The organism is Saccharomonospora glauca K62, assembly GCF_000243395.2.
In the GTDB taxonomy this organism is placed as follows: domain Bacteria; phylum Actinomycetota; class Actinomycetes; order Mycobacteriales; family Pseudonocardiaceae; genus Saccharomonospora; species Saccharomonospora glauca.
Window position 1 is genome coordinate 2,241,804 of record NZ_CM001484.1, and the last position, 14,547, is coordinate 2,256,350.

Annotated in this window: 12 protein-coding genes; 7 read left to right on the forward strand and 5 right to left on the reverse strand. The window is 66.9% G+C overall.

Annotated features, from left to right (window positions below):
- Positions 1-117 precede the first annotated feature (117 nt).
- Both SACGLDRAFT_RS21880 and fmdA read left to right on the forward strand, forming a co-directional pair.
- The gene (locus SACGLDRAFT_RS21880; protein ID WP_005464469.1) at positions 118-399 is read left to right on the forward strand and encodes a zinc ribbon domain-containing protein; all 282 of its coding nucleotides are present in this window, start codon (positions 118-120) and stop codon (positions 397-399) included.
- Positions 400-426: 27 nt separating this feature from the next.
- On the forward strand, positions 427-1,668 hold the full coding sequence (gene fmdA, locus SACGLDRAFT_RS10680) for a formamidase (protein WP_005464471.1): 1,242 nt from the start codon (positions 427-429) through the stop codon (positions 1,666-1,668).
- 37 nt (positions 1,669-1,705) lie between these two features.
- On the opposite strand, the gene SACGLDRAFT_RS10685 is transcribed toward fmdA, so the two are convergent.
- Complete coding sequence (locus tag SACGLDRAFT_RS10685) at positions 1,706-3,181, reverse strand: glycoside hydrolase family 28 protein (RefSeq protein ID WP_005464473.1); 1,476 nt, start codon at positions 3,179-3,181, stop codon at positions 1,706-1,708.
- 809 nt (positions 3,182-3,990) lie between these two features.
- On the opposite strand from SACGLDRAFT_RS10685, the gene pepN reads away from it, so the two are divergent.
- The 5 genes from pepN to SACGLDRAFT_RS10710 are packed head-to-tail and all read left to right on the forward strand — an operon-like array spanning position 3,991 to position 10,167.
- On the forward strand, positions 3,991-6,564 hold the full coding sequence (gene pepN / locus SACGLDRAFT_RS10690; protein ID WP_005464477.1) for an aminopeptidase N: 2,574 nt from the start codon (positions 3,991-3,993) through the stop codon (positions 6,562-6,564).
- A 27-nt stretch (positions 6,565-6,591) separates the two neighbouring features.
- Positions 6,592-7,749, forward strand: a complete 1,158-nt coding sequence (locus SACGLDRAFT_RS10695; RefSeq protein ID WP_005464479.1) for an acyl-CoA dehydrogenase family protein — start codon at positions 6,592-6,594, stop codon at positions 7,747-7,749.
- A 27-nt stretch (positions 7,750-7,776) separates the two neighbouring features.
- A complete protein-coding gene (locus SACGLDRAFT_RS21545; protein WP_005464481.1) occupies positions 7,777-8,991 on the forward strand; it encodes a class-II aminoacyl-tRNA synthetase family protein in 1,215 nt (404 codons plus the stop codon).
- Between the two features lie 44 nt (positions 8,992-9,035).
- Entirely contained in the window at positions 9,036-9,899 is an 864-nt protein-coding gene (locus SACGLDRAFT_RS10705) for a 3-hydroxyacyl-CoA dehydrogenase family protein (RefSeq protein ID WP_005464482.1), read from the forward strand.
- Positions 9,900-9,921: 22 nt separating this feature from the next.
- Positions 9,922-10,167 (forward strand): acyl carrier protein, encoded by a 246-nt coding sequence (locus SACGLDRAFT_RS10710; RefSeq protein ID WP_005464484.1) that lies wholly within the window; start codon positions 9,922-9,924, stop codon positions 10,165-10,167.
- Between the two features lie 69 nt (positions 10,168-10,236).
- On the opposite strand, the gene SACGLDRAFT_RS10715 is transcribed toward SACGLDRAFT_RS10710, so the two are convergent.
- From SACGLDRAFT_RS10715 to SACGLDRAFT_RS10730, 4 genes are read right to left on the reverse strand one after another with little or no spacing between them, the layout of a single operon-like run.
- Positions 10,237-10,602 carry a hypothetical protein gene (locus tag SACGLDRAFT_RS10715; protein WP_005464486.1) on the reverse strand — a complete coding sequence of 122 codons (366 nt, stop codon included), beginning with the start codon at positions 10,600-10,602 and terminating at the stop codon, positions 10,237-10,239.
- A gap of 42 nt (positions 10,603-10,644) precedes the next feature.
- A complete protein-coding gene (locus SACGLDRAFT_RS10720; RefSeq protein WP_005464488.1) occupies positions 10,645-11,856 on the reverse strand; it encodes a cytochrome P450 in 1,212 nt (403 codons plus the stop codon).
- Positions 11,857-11,886: 30 nt separating this feature from the next.
- Entirely contained in the window at positions 11,887-13,245 is a 1,359-nt protein-coding gene (locus tag SACGLDRAFT_RS10725) for a pyridoxal phosphate-dependent decarboxylase family protein (protein WP_005464490.1), read from the reverse strand.
- 22 nt (positions 13,246-13,267) lie between these two features.
- Positions 13,268-14,518, reverse strand: a complete 1,251-nt coding sequence (locus tag SACGLDRAFT_RS10730) for a cytochrome P450 (protein ID WP_005464492.1) — start codon at positions 14,516-14,518, stop codon at positions 13,268-13,270.
- Between the last annotated feature and the right edge of the window lie 29 nt (positions 14,519-14,547).

A 14,547-nucleotide genomic window follows, 5' to 3' on the forward strand; every position in this document is an offset into this window, starting at 1 on the left:
CGGACACGGGTACGGGAAGTGCGGACACGCGTGCACAACCTGCGGACACGGTCGTTTAGCTGCGGGGAGGTCGGGAAGTCACCCGGAACCACGACGTCATGGATCGGGGTGGGTGGCATGGTGACCTACTCGTATCGGTGTCGGGAGTGCGGGGACTTCGACGTGCGGGCTCCGATGGGTCGGGCCACAGCTCGGTGTTCGTGTCCTCGGTGTGGGGCGTCGGCCGCGCGCCGGTTCACCGTTCCGTTGGTGCGTCGTGGTGATCCCGCCGTGTGGCGGGCGGTGGAGAGCGCTGAGCGGAGTGCGGAGCGGCCCGAGGTGGTGTCGGGTCCTCCTCCGGGGCCGGGGGCGGTGCGGGTGAGTCGGGACCCGCGTCATGCGCGGTTGCCTCGGCCGTGAACTCGTCGTGTCGTGAGGGAGTCTCCCATGCCTGAAGTGAAGTTCCGTGTCGATCAGTCGCGTCGTTTCGCCGAGCAGGAGGTGCGGGGGCACAACCGGTGGCATCCGGACATTCCGGCGGCCGTGTCGGTGCGGCCGGGTGAGGAGTTTCGGGTGGAGTGCCGGGAGTGGTTCGACGGCACGATCCACAATGACGACTCGGCGAACGACGTGCGGGATTGTGACCTTTCGATGGTGCACCAGTTGTCGGGTCCGATCGCGGTGGAGGGTGCCGAGCCCGGTGACTTGCTGCTGGTGGACATCCTCGACATCGGGCCGGTGCCGCAGGAGCGGGGCCCGGTGGCGGGTCAGGGTTGGGGGTACACGGGGATTTTCGCGCGGCAGAACGGGGGTGGGTTTTTGACGGACCACTTCCCCGACGCGTACAAGGCGGTGTGGGATTTCCACGGTCAGACGGCGACGTCGCGGCATCTGCCGGGGGTGTCGTTCGTGGGGATCGCGCATCCGGGGTTGATGGGGACGGCGCCGTCGGCGGAGATGTTGGCGCGCTGGAACCGACGTGAGGGGGATCTGATCGCGACGAACCCGTCGGCGGTGCCGCCGTTGGCGTTGCCTCCGGAGCCGCACAACGCGTTGCTGGGGTCGTTGTCGGGTGAGGAGTTCGATCGGGTGGCGGCGGAGGCGGCGCGGACTGCTCCGCCTCGGGAGAACGGCGGGAACCAGGACATCAAGAATTTGTCGCGGGGGTCGCGGATCTTCTATCCGGTGTTCGTGCCGGGGGCGAAGTTGTCGCTGGGTGATCTGCATTTCAGTCAGGGCGACGGCGAGATCACGTTCTGCGGGGCGATCGAGATGGGCGGCTACATCGATCTGCACGTGGATGTGATCAAGGGTGGGATGGAGACGTACGGGTTGGAGACCCCGGTGTTCATCCCCGGTCGGGTGGAGCCGCGGTACTCGGAGTATCTGGCGTTTTCGGGGTTGTCGGTGACGGAGTCCGGTGAGCAGCGGTATCTGGACTCGCAGTTGGCGTACAAGCGGGCGTGTCTGCATGCGATCGACTACCTGACCACGTTCGGGTACACGCGGGAGCAGGCGTACCTGATCCTGGGTGCGGCGCCGATCGAGGGCAGGTTGTCGGGGGTGGTGGACATCCCGAACTCGTGTGCGACGGTGTACCTCCCGGTGGAGATCTTCGACTTCGATCCGCGGCCGTCGTCGCAGGCGCCGAGGAAGGTGGATCGGGGTCAGTGCGCGGTGAGTAGCTGACCCTCCCCTCCCCCCCCGGTGGGTGAGCCGACGACTACTACTGGTGTAGTGCGGGTGGGGTTCGGTGATGGCTCCTCGGGCCGTGGTCGATGGTCCCGTCGTAGGAGACTCCGTTGATCGTGACGTTGTCGAAGGTCAACCCGCGGACGTGTTCCAGCAGCATGGGGGTGGTGGCCTCGGAGAACGTCGAGTCGCGGATGGTGATGTCGGTGATCGGTGAGCGTTCGTAGCCGCGCAGGTAGAGGGCGAATTCGCCGCCGACACTGTGGACGTTGTCGATGTGGATGCCGCGCACGGTGGGGGTGAAGTCCCCGACGTCGCCTTCTTCGTAGTGGAAGTTGATGCGGATGACGGCGTCGGCCACGGCCGGGACGTCGTTGTCGCGGAAGTAGACGCCTTCGACGGTGCCGCCGCGGACGGAGTTGGTCTTGATGCGGAGGGCCCGGTCGAGGTGGGGGCTGTTCATGACGTTGCGTTCGGCGAAGACGTTGCGGACGTCGCCCGACATCTCGCTGCCGATGACCACGCCGCCGTGACCGGCGAACATGCGGTTGTCGTGGATGACGATGTTCTCGCTGGGCACGCCGATGCGGCGGCCGTCGGCGTTGCGGCCCGACTTGACGGCGATGCAGTCGTCGCCGTTGTTGAAGCGGGAGTTGCGGATGACGACGTTGCGGCTGGACTCGGGGTTGACCCCGTCGCTGTTGGGGCCGTCGGGGCTGTCGAGGGTGACCCCGTCGACGAGGACGTTCTCCGACAGCACGGGGTGAATCATCCACATCGGTGAGTTGGTGAGGGTGACGCCGGAGACCAGGATGGTGGAGCTGCGGTAGAACTGGACGAAGTTGGGTCGCAGTTTGCTGTCGGCGAAGCGTCGCTGTGCCACGGGTACGCCTTGTTCGGCCATGGCGTGCAGGGCGTTGCGGTGTTCGGTCTCGACGACACCGCCGTGGCCGTCGGGTTCGGTCTTCCACGGCCACCAGTGCTCGGGGTCGGCTTGGCCGTCGAGCACGCCCTCCCCGGTGATGGCGACGTCGTGGACGCCGTAGGCGTAGACGAACGGCGAGTAGTTGTAGAGCTCGATGCCTTCCCAGCGGGTGTGGACCATGGGCAGGTAGTCGGCCGGGTCTTGGCTGAAGCGCAGGGTGGCGCCGCGGCTGACGTGCAGTTCGATGTTGCTGCGCAGGTGGATGGCGCCGGTGCGGTACTCCCCCGGTGGGACGACGACCTTACCGCCGCCCTTGCGTGCGGCGGCGGTGATCGCGGCGGCGATGGCATCGGTGCTGTCGCGGCGCCCGGTGGGGTCGGCGCCGTGGGCGGTGATGGTGACTCGGCGCGGCGGGATGCGGGGTGGTGTGATGGCTTCGCGGATCTCGTCGGCCAGCTCCCATCCCGGCTCAGTGGCGGCCGGGGCGGAGACGGTGGCGGCGTGCGCGGGCTCGGGTGGGACGACGGTGACGAGGGCCGCCACGGTGACGGCGGCGGCGAGGAGGCGGACAAGCGGAACGGCCATGGGGTTTCCTCGCTGGGTACTCGACGTCGAGCACGGCCGGCGGAGCTGGAGGGCACGCTCGCCGAGGTGGTCCACACCTGCGTGAAACCGGTTTCCGACCGAACCACATCGCCGGTGAGGCTGTCAACGGCCGAAGGAGGCGGAAACCGCGGTTCGAGGGCCGAGAACACGCGGAGGCCGGATTCCCGGGGTGTGACACCTCTCGAGGACCGGTGCCCGTGGAGGTCGTCACGGCGGAGGTTCGCCCGTGATCCGCAAGCCCTCGTCACCAGCGCCGGGAAGGCGGATCGGGCATGCGGTGAACGGCCGGCATTTCCCTCCCCTGCCGTCGTGGGCGGGGCCCACCACGGGAGCGGGTTGCCTTTGAGCTACGACTCCCGACCCGCAGGTGGTGATCTTCTCCGGGGCCGCTTCGCCCGCCCAGACGACGTCACAGAGGCCGGCGGCGGAGTCCCGATATGCCCGTGTGCCGGTGCCGGTCTGCGTCGCGGTCCCTTCGGGGGCGGAAGTGGTGACGTGGGTACGGAAACGGAAGAGCCGCGCATGCGGGGCACTACTGATGTCGTGGACGAGGCTGCGGATACCGTCGCGATCGCGCCGTACACGGCGACGACGAGAAGGTCTCCCCCGCATTTTTGGGCGTTTTTCCGTCTCATTTGGTGCGCTTTGACGATTGCACCAGAATAAGCACACTATCGCTGGTGGGCGGTGATATCCAGTGTTCAAGTCGCACATTTCTCGTGCGGTGTTTCATTCGCTAGTTTGGCGATCGACGACATTCGTGGAGGAATGAGCGATCAGAGGTGCCAGTGCCCGCCCCCAACTTGACTCGTGAACAAGCTCGGCAGCGTGCTGATTTGCTGGAGGTGTCGTCGTATGACATTGAGCTGGATTTGACGGATGGCCGTGGTGGGCCGGGTGAGGGGACGTTTTCGTCTCGGACGACGATCCGGTTCGCTGCGCGGCGGCCGGGGGAGTCGAGTTGGGTGGATGTGGTGGCCGCGGGGGTGCGAAAGGCCACGCTCAACGGCCGGCCCCTGGATGTGTCCGACTATGTCGAGGACAAGGGTATTGCGTTGCCGGATCTGGCGGCGGAGAACGAGGTGGTGGTGCATGCCGACTGCCGGTACATGAACACCGGGGAGGGGTTGCATCGGTTCGTCGATCCCGTCGACGGCGGCGTGTACCTCTACAGCCAGTTTGAGACGGCGGATGCCAAGCGGATGTTCGCCTGTTTCGACCAGCCCGACCTCAAGGCCACCTACCGGCTGGTGGTGACCGCTCCCCGGGATTGGACGGTGGTCTCCAACGCCCCGGTCGCGTCGCGGGAGGACACCCCGCAAGGGGCGGTGCGCACCACCTTCGCCACCTCGCAGCGGATGTCGACGTATCTGGTGGCGTTGATCGCCGGGCCGTATGCCGAGTGGCGGGACACCTACGTCGATGAGCACGGCACGATCCCGCTGGGCATCTACTGTCGGGCCTCGCTGGCGGAGTTCATGGACGCCGACCGGCTGTTTACCGAGACCAAGCAGGGGTTTGCGTTCTACCACGACAAATTCGGGGTGCCGTATCCGTTCACCAAATACGACCAGTTGTTCGTGCCGGAGTTCAACGCCGGGGCGATGGAAAACGCCGGGGCGGTCACCTTCTTGGAAGACTACGTCTTCCGCAGCCGGGTGACCCGCTACTCCTACGAACGGCGCGCCGAGACCCTGCTGCACGAGATGGCGCACATGTGGTTCGGGGACCTGGTCACCATGCGCTGGTGGGACGATCTGTGGCTCAACGAGTCCTTCGCCACCTTCGCCAGTGTGCTGGCCCAGGCCGAGGCCACCGAATACACCGGGGCCTGGACCAGCTTCGCCAACATCGAAAAGTCCTGGGCCTACCGGCAGGACCAGCTGCCCTCCACCCACCCCATCGCCGCCGACATCGTGGATCTGCACGCGGTGGAGGTCAACTTCGACGGCATCACCTACGCCAAAGGCGCCAGCGTGCTCAAGCAACTGGTCGCCTACGTTGGCCTGGACAACTTCCTGGCCGGGCTGCGGGTCTACTTCACCAAACACGCCTGGGGCAACGCCACCCTGGCCGACCTGCTGGCCGCTCTGGAGCAGGCCTCCGGACGCGATCTGTCGGGGTGGAGCGCGCAATGGCTGGAAACCACCGGGTTGAACACCCTGCGCCCCCGCTTCGAACTCGACGAAAACGGCCGGTATCGCTCCTTTGCCATCGACCAGGGCGGAGCCAAACCCGGCGCGGGTGAGCTGCGCACCCACCGGGTCGCGGTGGGGGTCTACAACGACAACGGCCACGGCAAACTCGTGCGCACCCACCGCGTCGAACTCGACATCACCGGCGCCACCACCGACGTCCCCGACCTGGTCGGCACCGACGCCGGGGACCTGGTCCTGGTCAACGACGACGACCTCACCTACTGCGCCCTACGCCTGGACCCGCACTCCCTGACCACCCTGACCACCCGCATCGCCGACATCACCGACCCCCTCCCCCGCACCCTGTGCTGGTCCGCCGCCTGGGAAATGACCCGCAACGCCGAATTCAAAGCACGGGACTACCTGACCCTCGTGGCCTCGGGACTTCCTCACGAAGACGAGCCGGGCGCCGTGGAAGCCCTCCTCGACCAGGCACACACCACGTTGTGTTCCTACGCCGACCCCGCCTGGGCCGCCGAACACGGCTGGCCGACCTTCACGAGGCTGTTGCTGAAGTTGGCGAAGGAAGCACAACCGGGCTCGGATCGGCAACTCACCTTCGTCAACGCCCTCACCAAGGCTGTGCTGGACCAGTCCCTGCTCGACGTGCTGGCGGGATGGTTCGACGGTTCGGCGCCCCTGACCGGGCTCGTGGTCGACACCGATTTGCGGTGGCGGCTGCTGCACGCCCTCGTCGCCCACGGCAAAGCCGGTGACGCCGAGATCGACGCCGAGCTGCGGCGCGACGACACCGCCACCGGCCGCCGCCACGCCGAACGAGCCCGGGCTCTGCGCCCGACGCCGGAGTCCAAGGCCACCGCCTGGGAACGCGCGATCCACGACGATGACCTCCCCAACGCCACCAGCGACGCCATCATCGCGGGCTTTTCCCACCCCGCGCAGACCGCGTTGCTCACCGACTACGCCGACCGCTATCTCGCGGAGATCGACGCGCTGTGGGCGCGACGCTCCAGCGAACGCGCGTTGCCTGCGGTGGCGCAGTTGTTCCCGTCGTGGCGGATCGACCGGGACACCCTGGCGGCCGTGGACGCGTGGCTGGCCGCGGAGCACCCGGACGCCTTGCGTCGGCTTCTCGTGGAGTTACGGGCGGAGCGGCTGGTGCGCCCCTTGGCGGCACGCGAGTTCGACCGGAGCGCCGCGTGAGGCGGCGTGCGAAGGAAAGGGAACACGGTGGATTTCAGCTTCACTGCTGAGCAAACACAGCTACGGCGGTCGATCATCGAGTTCGCCGAACGAGAGCTCGGTGACGCCGCCGAGAGCGATCGGGCGGCGCGGCTGAACCGGGACGCGTGGAAGAAGTGCGCGGAGTTCGGGATCACGGGCTGGCCGGTGCCGAAGGCCTACGGTGGTGCGGGCCTGGACCCGGTGACGATCGCCGTGGGCTTGGAGGCGCTCGGCTACGGGTGCCGGGACAACGGCCTGGTGTTCGCGCTGAACAATCACCTGTGGGCCTGCACGGTCTACCTCGTCGAGCACGGGACCGAGGAGCAGAAGGCCCGGTTTCTGCCCGGATTGGCGGACGGTTCGCTGATCGGTGCCCATGCGTTGACCGAGCCGGAGTCGGGTTCGGACGTGCTGGGGATGAAGACCACGGCCGAACGCCACGGCGACACCTACGTCTTGCGTGGCACCAAGACGTTCATCTCCAACGCCCCGGTGGCGGACGTGTTCTTGACGTTCGCGCGCACCGGAAGTGAGGACAGTCCCGCCGCGGGTGCGCTGTCGGCGTTCGTGGTGACCGCCGACCTGCCGGGGTTTCGCGTCAGCCGGAGCTGGGAAAAGGCCGGGCTCCGCTCGACGGAGATGGGTCAGGTGGAGTTCGACGAATGCCGGGTGCCCGCGGCGAATCTGCTGGGTGCCGAGGGCAACGGGTTCAATTTGTTCACCAGCTCCATCGACTGGGAACGCAGTGTGTTGTTCGCCAGCCAGATCGGGGTGATGGAACGGGTGCTCGACGACTGTGTCGAGCACGTGCGTCGGCGGAGACAGTTCGGTAAGCCGCTGGGGGCCCAGCAAGCCGTGCGGCACCGCATCGCCGACATGAAGGTGCGGCTCGAACTCGCCCGGCTCGCGATGTACAAGGCGGCGTGGCGCAAGCGAGAAGGACATCTGGCTCCGCTGGACGCGGCGATCGCGAAGCTCGCGATCAGCGAGAGCCACCTGCGTTCCATGCTCGACGCGGTACAGCTGCACGGTGCGCGCGGGTACCTGACGGAGTTCGGGGTGGAACGCGAACTGCGGGACGCGCTCGCGGGGACGATCTACGGGGGTACCTCGGAGATTCAGCGTGACATCGTCGCCGGTCTGCTCGGCGTGCCGAGTTCGTGATGTCGACAGCGAGGAGACACGAACGTCATGCCTGATTACCGGATTCCGCTGACCGAGCCGGTGGCCGCCGAGCAGGTGGGTGAACTGGCGCAGCGGATCTACTTCTTGTCGGAGTCGATCGTCGATTTCGCCCTCCCCGGTGTCGGGGACGTCACGGAGGTGGTGGTGACGACCGAGGGCGACGTCGACCCGGCCGTGCTCGCCGACAAGCTGAACCGGATGGTCGACGAGGAGGTGCGGCCGCAGCTGTCGGGTCCGCCCCGCGTGGTGTGGCGGTCACCGAACTCGGACGAGGCCCGGAACGTCGCCGACGAGTTGCTGGCCTCCGGTGAGCTGGTGCCCATGGGGCCGGGTCAATTCGCGCTCGGTCCGGTGGTGACGGCGTTGCTGGACTACGTCGACCGGCGGCTATTGCGGGCGGTGACCGAGGAGTTCGGGGCCCGCGCCTACCGATATCCCACGTTGATCGAGACGGAGACCCTGCGCCGGTGCGGGTATTTCACGTCGTTTCCGCACTTTTTGATGCTGGTGACGCGGTTGCACGCCGATTCGGACAACTACCGCGAGTTCGTCACCGCCGCGCGAGCCGAGTCGGAGGGGCTTCCCCCGCTGCTGGACTACTGCGACGACACCTCGCTGTGCCTGCCACCGACGATGTGTTACCACACCTATCGGCAGTTCCAAGGACAGCGGTTGAGTGAGCCCGGCCTGGTGGTCACGGCCAGGGGGAAGTCGTTCCGGCACGAGTCCCGCTACTGGCGTTCTTTGGAGCGGTTGTGGGACTTCACCATCCGCGAGGTCGTGTTCCTCGGTGATCGCGATCGGGTGCTCGCGCAGCGGCAGCGGATGTTGGAGTTGACCACGGAGTTGGCGGTCGAGCTGGGGCTCGGCGGGCACTGCGAGGTGGGCAATGATCCGTTCTTCGGCAGTGTCGAGTCGCCGCAGCGGGCGTGGTCCCAGCGGTTGCTGGAACTGAAGTACGAGTTGCGGCTGCCCATCGGTGAGGGCCGGACCCTCGCGGCCGCGTCGTTCAACTTCCACGAGGACTTCTTCGGTTCGTCCTTCGACATCCGGCGGCCCGCCGGGGACGGCGACGAAGACGCCACGGTCATCACGGCGTGCGCGGGCGTGGGCCTGGAGCGTTTTGCGTACGCGTTCCTGTGTCGGCACGGCGTCGACCCGGCTGCTTGGCCGGAGCCGGTGCGTCTGGCCGTGGCGGGTTCGCCCGCGGTCACCGGGTGAACACCGGCTACGAGTACACGCGAGAAACCGAGGGTGAGGCAGGGATGATGCAGAACATCGGGGTGGTCGGCGCGGGCACCATGGGCACGGGGGTGGCGCACCTGTTCGCCGCGCGGGGCTACCCGGTCGTCATGGTGGACTCGTCGGAGGCGGCGTTGGCGCGCTCCCGCGAGCTGATCGAGCGGAACGTGACGCTCTATCCGTTGGTGGACGGTGAGCAACCTCGGCTGGACGCCCGCGAGGTGACGCGGCGGATTGTCTTCTCCACGAATTTGCGCGAGTTGAAAGACAGCGACTTCGTCGTGGAGAACGTGACCGAGAAGCGAGAGATCAAGGAGGCGCTGTACCCGCAGTTGGACTCCGTCTGTCCCCCGCACTGCGTGTTCGGGGTGAACACGTCGGCGATCTCGATCACTCGGCTCGCCGCGCGGACGGCGAGGGCGGATCGGGTGATCGGTACGCACTTCATGAACCCGGCTCCGCTCAAGCCGTTGGTGGAGGTGATCCGCGGGACGCACACCTCCCCCGAGACCGTGGATCGCACCCGCGCGCTGTTGGATGGTGTGGGGCGGGACAGCATCGTGGTCAACGACGCGGCGGGGTTCGTGACGAACCGAGTGATGATGTTGACCGTCAACGAGGCGATGTTCCTGCTGCACGAGGGGGTCGCCGATTCAGCGGCCGACGTCGATCGGCTGTTCCGGGACTGTTTCGGTCACCGCATGGGCCCGTTGGAGACCGCCGATCTGATCGGGTTGGACACGGTGCTGCTGTCTTTGGAGGTGATCTACGACAGTCTGCGGGACAGCAAGTATCGGCCGTGTCCGTTGCTGGCGCGGATGGTCGACGCGGGGTGGCACGGGGTCAAAAGTGGCCGCGGTTTCTACGAGTACCCGGACGCCGTCTGACGAACGAGAAGGGTTGGGACACATGGAAGATCGGCTGCAGATCGTACGCGACTACATCCACGGGCACCTGGGCAACGTGACCGTGGCCGACGACGAGGACTTGTTCAAGGGCGGGTATTTGAACTCGCTGTTCGCCGTGCAGATCGTGGTGTGGTTGGAGAAGCGGTTCGGCATCGCGGTGCGCGGCTCCGATCTCACGCTCGACAACTTCCGCTCCATCAAGGACATCGCGGCGTTCGTCGACGACTACTTCACGCTCATCGGTTGACCTCGTGGCACAGACAGGGGCCCGTTCCCGGTACCGGGAACGGGCCCCTGTCGCATGGGGTCGATGGTGTCAGTTGCCGTGCTCGGTGTAGAGGTTGGCGGCGGACAGCTTGTCGATCTTGGCGTGGAGGTCGTCGAGGGCAGTCTTCAGTTCCGTCAGCTCGTTGAGGTGAGCGCGGTTGTCGCCCTTGCGTACCGGGGGCTTGATCGCGCCCCAGATGTCGTTCTCGGCGTATTCCACCTCCTTGAGCACCCGGTCGATGACGCCCTCGGTGCTTCGCACGATGCTGGACAGGTACAGGAAGATCGTGTTCTTGTCGCGTTCGACGAGGGTTCTGGTGCTGTCGAGGATGTCGTTGATGTAGTTCTTGATGAAGTTGCCCTCGTCGGGTGTCGTCGTGGTCTTGGTCTTGGCCTTCGGTTCGGTCTGCGCCATGTTCTTCCTTTCCTCGGGGATGGGGCCGCCGGTGCGGCCCGTTCACGACCGGCGGCGCACCACCACCGGAAGTCGTCGAGGTGCCCACATGCCCTGTTCGTAGAACGGCAGTGGGTCACGTCGGTCGATGCGGATGTCGTCGAAGCGGTCGAACAGCAGGTTGGCCGCCACCGCCGCCTCCATGCGGGACAGCGCGGCTCCGACACAGAAGTGGATGCCGTGGCCGAAGCTGACGTGGCCGTTGGGGAATCGGTCGATGTCGAACTCGTCGGGGCGAGTGAATTTCCGCTCGTCCCGGTTGGCCGAGGAGAACCACAGCATCACCAGTGATCCCGCCGGGATCGGGGTGCCGGCGACCTCCGCGTCCACCCGCGCGACTCGCATGAACCGGGTGCCGGAGGGTCGGTAACGCAGGACCTCCTCCACCGCCTTGCCGATGAGGGTGCGGTCCTTACGGAGCCGGGCGGCCACCTCGGGGTGCTCGTCCAGGCAGAGCAGCATGTTGGCGATGAGCCCGTTGGTGCTGAAGTGGCCGACGAACAGCAGCGCCAGGCAGATGTTGACGACCTCGTCCTCGTCCAGGCGGCTGCCGTCGTCCTCAGCGGCCGCGAGTTTGCTGATCAGGTCGTCTTTCGGGGTGGTCACCCGGTCGCGGTACTGGTCGAGCAGATAGCCGCGGACCTCGTCGGTGACCCGGCTCATCATGCTGCCGTAGCCTTCCTCGTCGTCGGTCGGGTCGTCCCCGACCTGCAGCGAGGCGAGTTTGTCGGCGTAGCTGAGGAACAGTTCCCGGTCGCTGACCGGCACGCCGAGCAGTTCGGCGATGAGCATCGCGGGCAGCGGCCAGACGAACGTCTCCACCAGGTCGAAGGAGTCGCGCCCGTCGAGCGCGTCGAGCAGTTCGGCGCCCATCCGGTAGGTGCGTTGCTCGTACTCCCGCACGTTGGTCAGGGTGAACGCCTGCCCCACGAGGTTGCGGAGCCGGCGGTGTTCGGGCGGGTCGGTCCACGCGGGGTTGCCGCGGGTGATGTTCTCCGCGCCGAGCGCGTCGCGGTTGAGTTCGGACGAGAACGTTTGCGGGTCTGAGGCGACGCGGCGGACGTCGTCGTAGCGGAACACGTGGTAGACGCCGTGCCGGTCGCGGTAGACGGGTTCGTGTTCGCGCATCCAGCGCAGCCAGTCCAGTTGCGCTTGGCCGCCGTCGGTCAGCGGTGGCGGGTCCGACGGCACGGTGGGGGTCGGTGTTTCGGTCATCGGTTTCGGTCCTCTTCCTTGTCGAGTCGGCTAGGCCGCGGCGACGAGCCGCTCCAGGCGTTCGTGTAGTTCGTCCACGTAGAACTCGGACTCGGGTTTCATCAACACGCTGCGCAGCACGCGTGTGACTTCGGTGTCTCGGCGGACGTCCGGGTGCAGGCCGGCGAACGTGTCGCCCGCCAGCCGCATCAGGCTGAGGAACACGGGGTCCGCGCCGTCGTGCATGCCCGCGTCCAGCATGGCCGCGCAGGCGCGGTCGATCCTCGACAGTGTCGCCGGGGTGCATCGCGGGAAGTAGGTGACGATGTCGAGGTCGGGGGTCTGGTGCAGGCGCAGCCGATCCGATCCGGCCAGCAGCTCGGCCAGCCGCAGCGCCGCGCGTCGGTTGGCGGCCAGGATCTCGCCGAGGCCGTCTTTGGTGAGGGGGAACAGTTGGAGGGTGAGCCACAGCGCCGCGGCCGCCGCGCCCGCTCTGGAGCATTCGAGGCTGATCTCTCCCAGGTGCAGGTCCGCGGGGGTGAAGTAGGTGTAGGGCGAGTCGTGGACGTAGTACTGGGCCACGCTCGGGTCGGCGAAGAGTACCGAACCGCAGCCGTAGGGTTGCAGGCCTTGTTTGTGGGGGTCGACCACCACCGAGTCGCAGTGGCGGATCGCCTCCCACGGTGCCGGGTCGAGGTCGTGGGTTCCGGCGAGGATGGTGTAGAAGCCGCCGTAGGCGGCGTCGACGTGGAAGCGGACGTCGTAGCGTTGCCGTAAGGTCATGGCCTCGGCCAGCGGGTCGATGGCGCCAACGCCGGTGGTGCCGAGGGTGAACACCACGGTGCCGATCTTCCCGGTGCGCAGGAGGGCTTCCAGAGCGTCGAGGTCCATCCGCCCGTAGGGATCGGTGGGCACGGGATGTCCGGGGACGTCGAGGAGCTTGGTCATCCGTTCGTGCGTGTAGTGGCTGGCGGTGCTGTAGGCGATGCCGCGGTCGGGGTGCAGGCAGCGGGCGACGTAGAGGGCTTCGAGGTTGGCCATCGTGCCGCCGGAGGTGAGATGGCCGATGTGGGTGTCGAACCCGAACATCGCGGCGAGTTGGTCGATCACCTCGCGTTCCATGCGGTCGGTGACCGGTCCCCCGTCGCTGGAGTGGTTGTTGGGGTTGATCAGCATCGCGCTCAGGTAGGCGACCACGGCCGCTTCGTGGGGCGGCTTGAGCATCTGACCGATGTAGCGTGGGTGAAAGAAGGGGTAGTTGCCGTGCAGCAACTTCTCGTAGTTCTCGAAGACGGTGGCGAAGCGGTCGTCGCTGACGTCCAGGGAGGGGTGCCGGGTGTACGGGGGGAAGGTGGAGGTCCATTGCGCGTGGCCCTCCGCCGCTCGGCTCAGCCAGTAGAGAAGATCCACCGTGGTCAGCCTTTCCACACCTTCACTTGGTGACGGTCACCGGCAGGGTCTTGATCCCGTTGACGAAGTTGGAGCGCAGTCGTGTCACCGGCCCGGTGACGCGGATTTGTTCCACCCTGGCCAGGAGTTCCTCGAACAGGATTCGCAGTTCCATGCGTGCGAGCGCGGAACCGAGGCAGAAGTGCGGGCCGCCCAGGCCGAAGGTCAGGTGGTCGTTGGGGGTTCGGCCGACGTCGAACTCGTAGGGGCGGTCGAACACGGTCTCGTCGCGGTTGCCCGAGGCGAACCACATCACCACCTTGTCTCCGGCGCGGATCGGTTGGCCGGCGAGTTCGGTGTCGCGGGTGGCGGTGCGGCGGAAGTGGTACACCGGCGAGGCCCAGCGCAGGAATTCCTCGACCGCGGTCTCGATCAGGTCGGGGTTCTCCTTCAGGCGCCACCACTGCTCGGGGTTTTCCGAGAGGGCGAGCACGGCCGAGGAGATGGCGTGTCGGGTGGTCTCGTTGCCCGCGACGACGAGGAGGAGGAAGTAGTTGTCGAAGTCGGTCGGGGTCAGTGGGACGCCGTCGCGGGGCACGGTGTTGACGAGTTTGCTGACCAGGTCGGTTCCGGTGCCGCCGCGGCGTTGGGCGGCCAGTTCGCGGCCGTAGCGGAAGATCTCCAACGCGGCCGGGCTGCGGAAGGGGATGTGCTTGTAGCGCTCGCTGTCGGGGCTGTCCATCAGCACGTCGGCGCAGTCGGGGTCGTGGTTGCCGATGATGCGGTTGCCCCAGGCAATGAGTTTGCCGGTGTCCTCGGCCGGGACGTCGAGCATCAGGCGGGCGAGCACCATGATCGGAAGTTCGGCGGCGACCTCGGCGACGAAGTCGAAGGACTCGGAGCGCAGCGCGTTGTCCAGCGTGGTGGCGGTGAGCCCGCGGAGGAACACCGCGTACTGCGCCACCGTGCGGGGGGTGAAGTCGCGTTGCACGAGCAGTCGCAGGGACCGGTGCCGGTGGCCGTCGGTCTCCATCATCGACCGGCGTAGGTCGCGGATCTGCGGGTCGTGGATCTCTTCGAGGTTGGTGAAGTACTCGGAGGTGAAGGTGGCGGGGTCCCGGTTGACCGCCACGATGTCGGACCAGCGGGTGACGGCCCAGAATCCGCTGTTGGGTTCCGGCTCGGGGTGCCAGTGGACCGGGCTGTGCTTGCGCAGCACGTCGAACATCCGCCAGGGAGCCTGCGGGTCCAGGAACCGGTCCAGGTCGCACAGATTCACGTCGTCCAGGCGCATCGGGTTTCCTCGTCGGTCGGTGGTCGGCG

Coding starts and splice junctions, on each gene's coding strand:
- SACGLDRAFT_RS10685 (WP_005464473.1), bottom strand. CDS start 3,181: ATGGCCGTTCCGCTTGTCCGCCTCCTCGCCGCCGCCGTCACCGTGGCG.
- SACGLDRAFT_RS21880 (WP_005464469.1), top strand. CDS start 118: ATGGTGACCTACTCGTATCGGTGTCGGGAGTGCGGGGACTTCGACGTG.
- fmdA (WP_005464471.1), top strand. CDS start 427: ATGCCTGAAGTGAAGTTCCGTGTCGATCAGTCGCGTCGTTTCGCCGAG.
- SACGLDRAFT_RS10715 (WP_005464486.1), bottom strand. CDS start 10,602: ATGGCGCAGACCGAACCGAAGGCCAAGACCAAGACCACGACGACACCC.
- SACGLDRAFT_RS10730 (WP_005464492.1), bottom strand. CDS start 14,518: ATGCGCCTGGACGACGTGAATCTGTGCGACCTGGACCGGTTCCTGGAC.
- SACGLDRAFT_RS10710 (WP_005464484.1), top strand. CDS start 9,922: ATGGAAGATCGGCTGCAGATCGTACGCGACTACATCCACGGGCACCTG.
- SACGLDRAFT_RS21545 (WP_005464481.1), top strand. CDS start 7,777: ATGCCTGATTACCGGATTCCGCTGACCGAGCCGGTGGCCGCCGAGCAG.
- SACGLDRAFT_RS10720 (WP_005464488.1), bottom strand. CDS start 11,856: ATGACCGAAACACCGACCCCCACCGTGCCGTCGGACCCGCCACCGCTG.
- SACGLDRAFT_RS10705 (WP_005464482.1), top strand. CDS start 9,036: ATGATGCAGAACATCGGGGTGGTCGGCGCGGGCACCATGGGCACGGGG.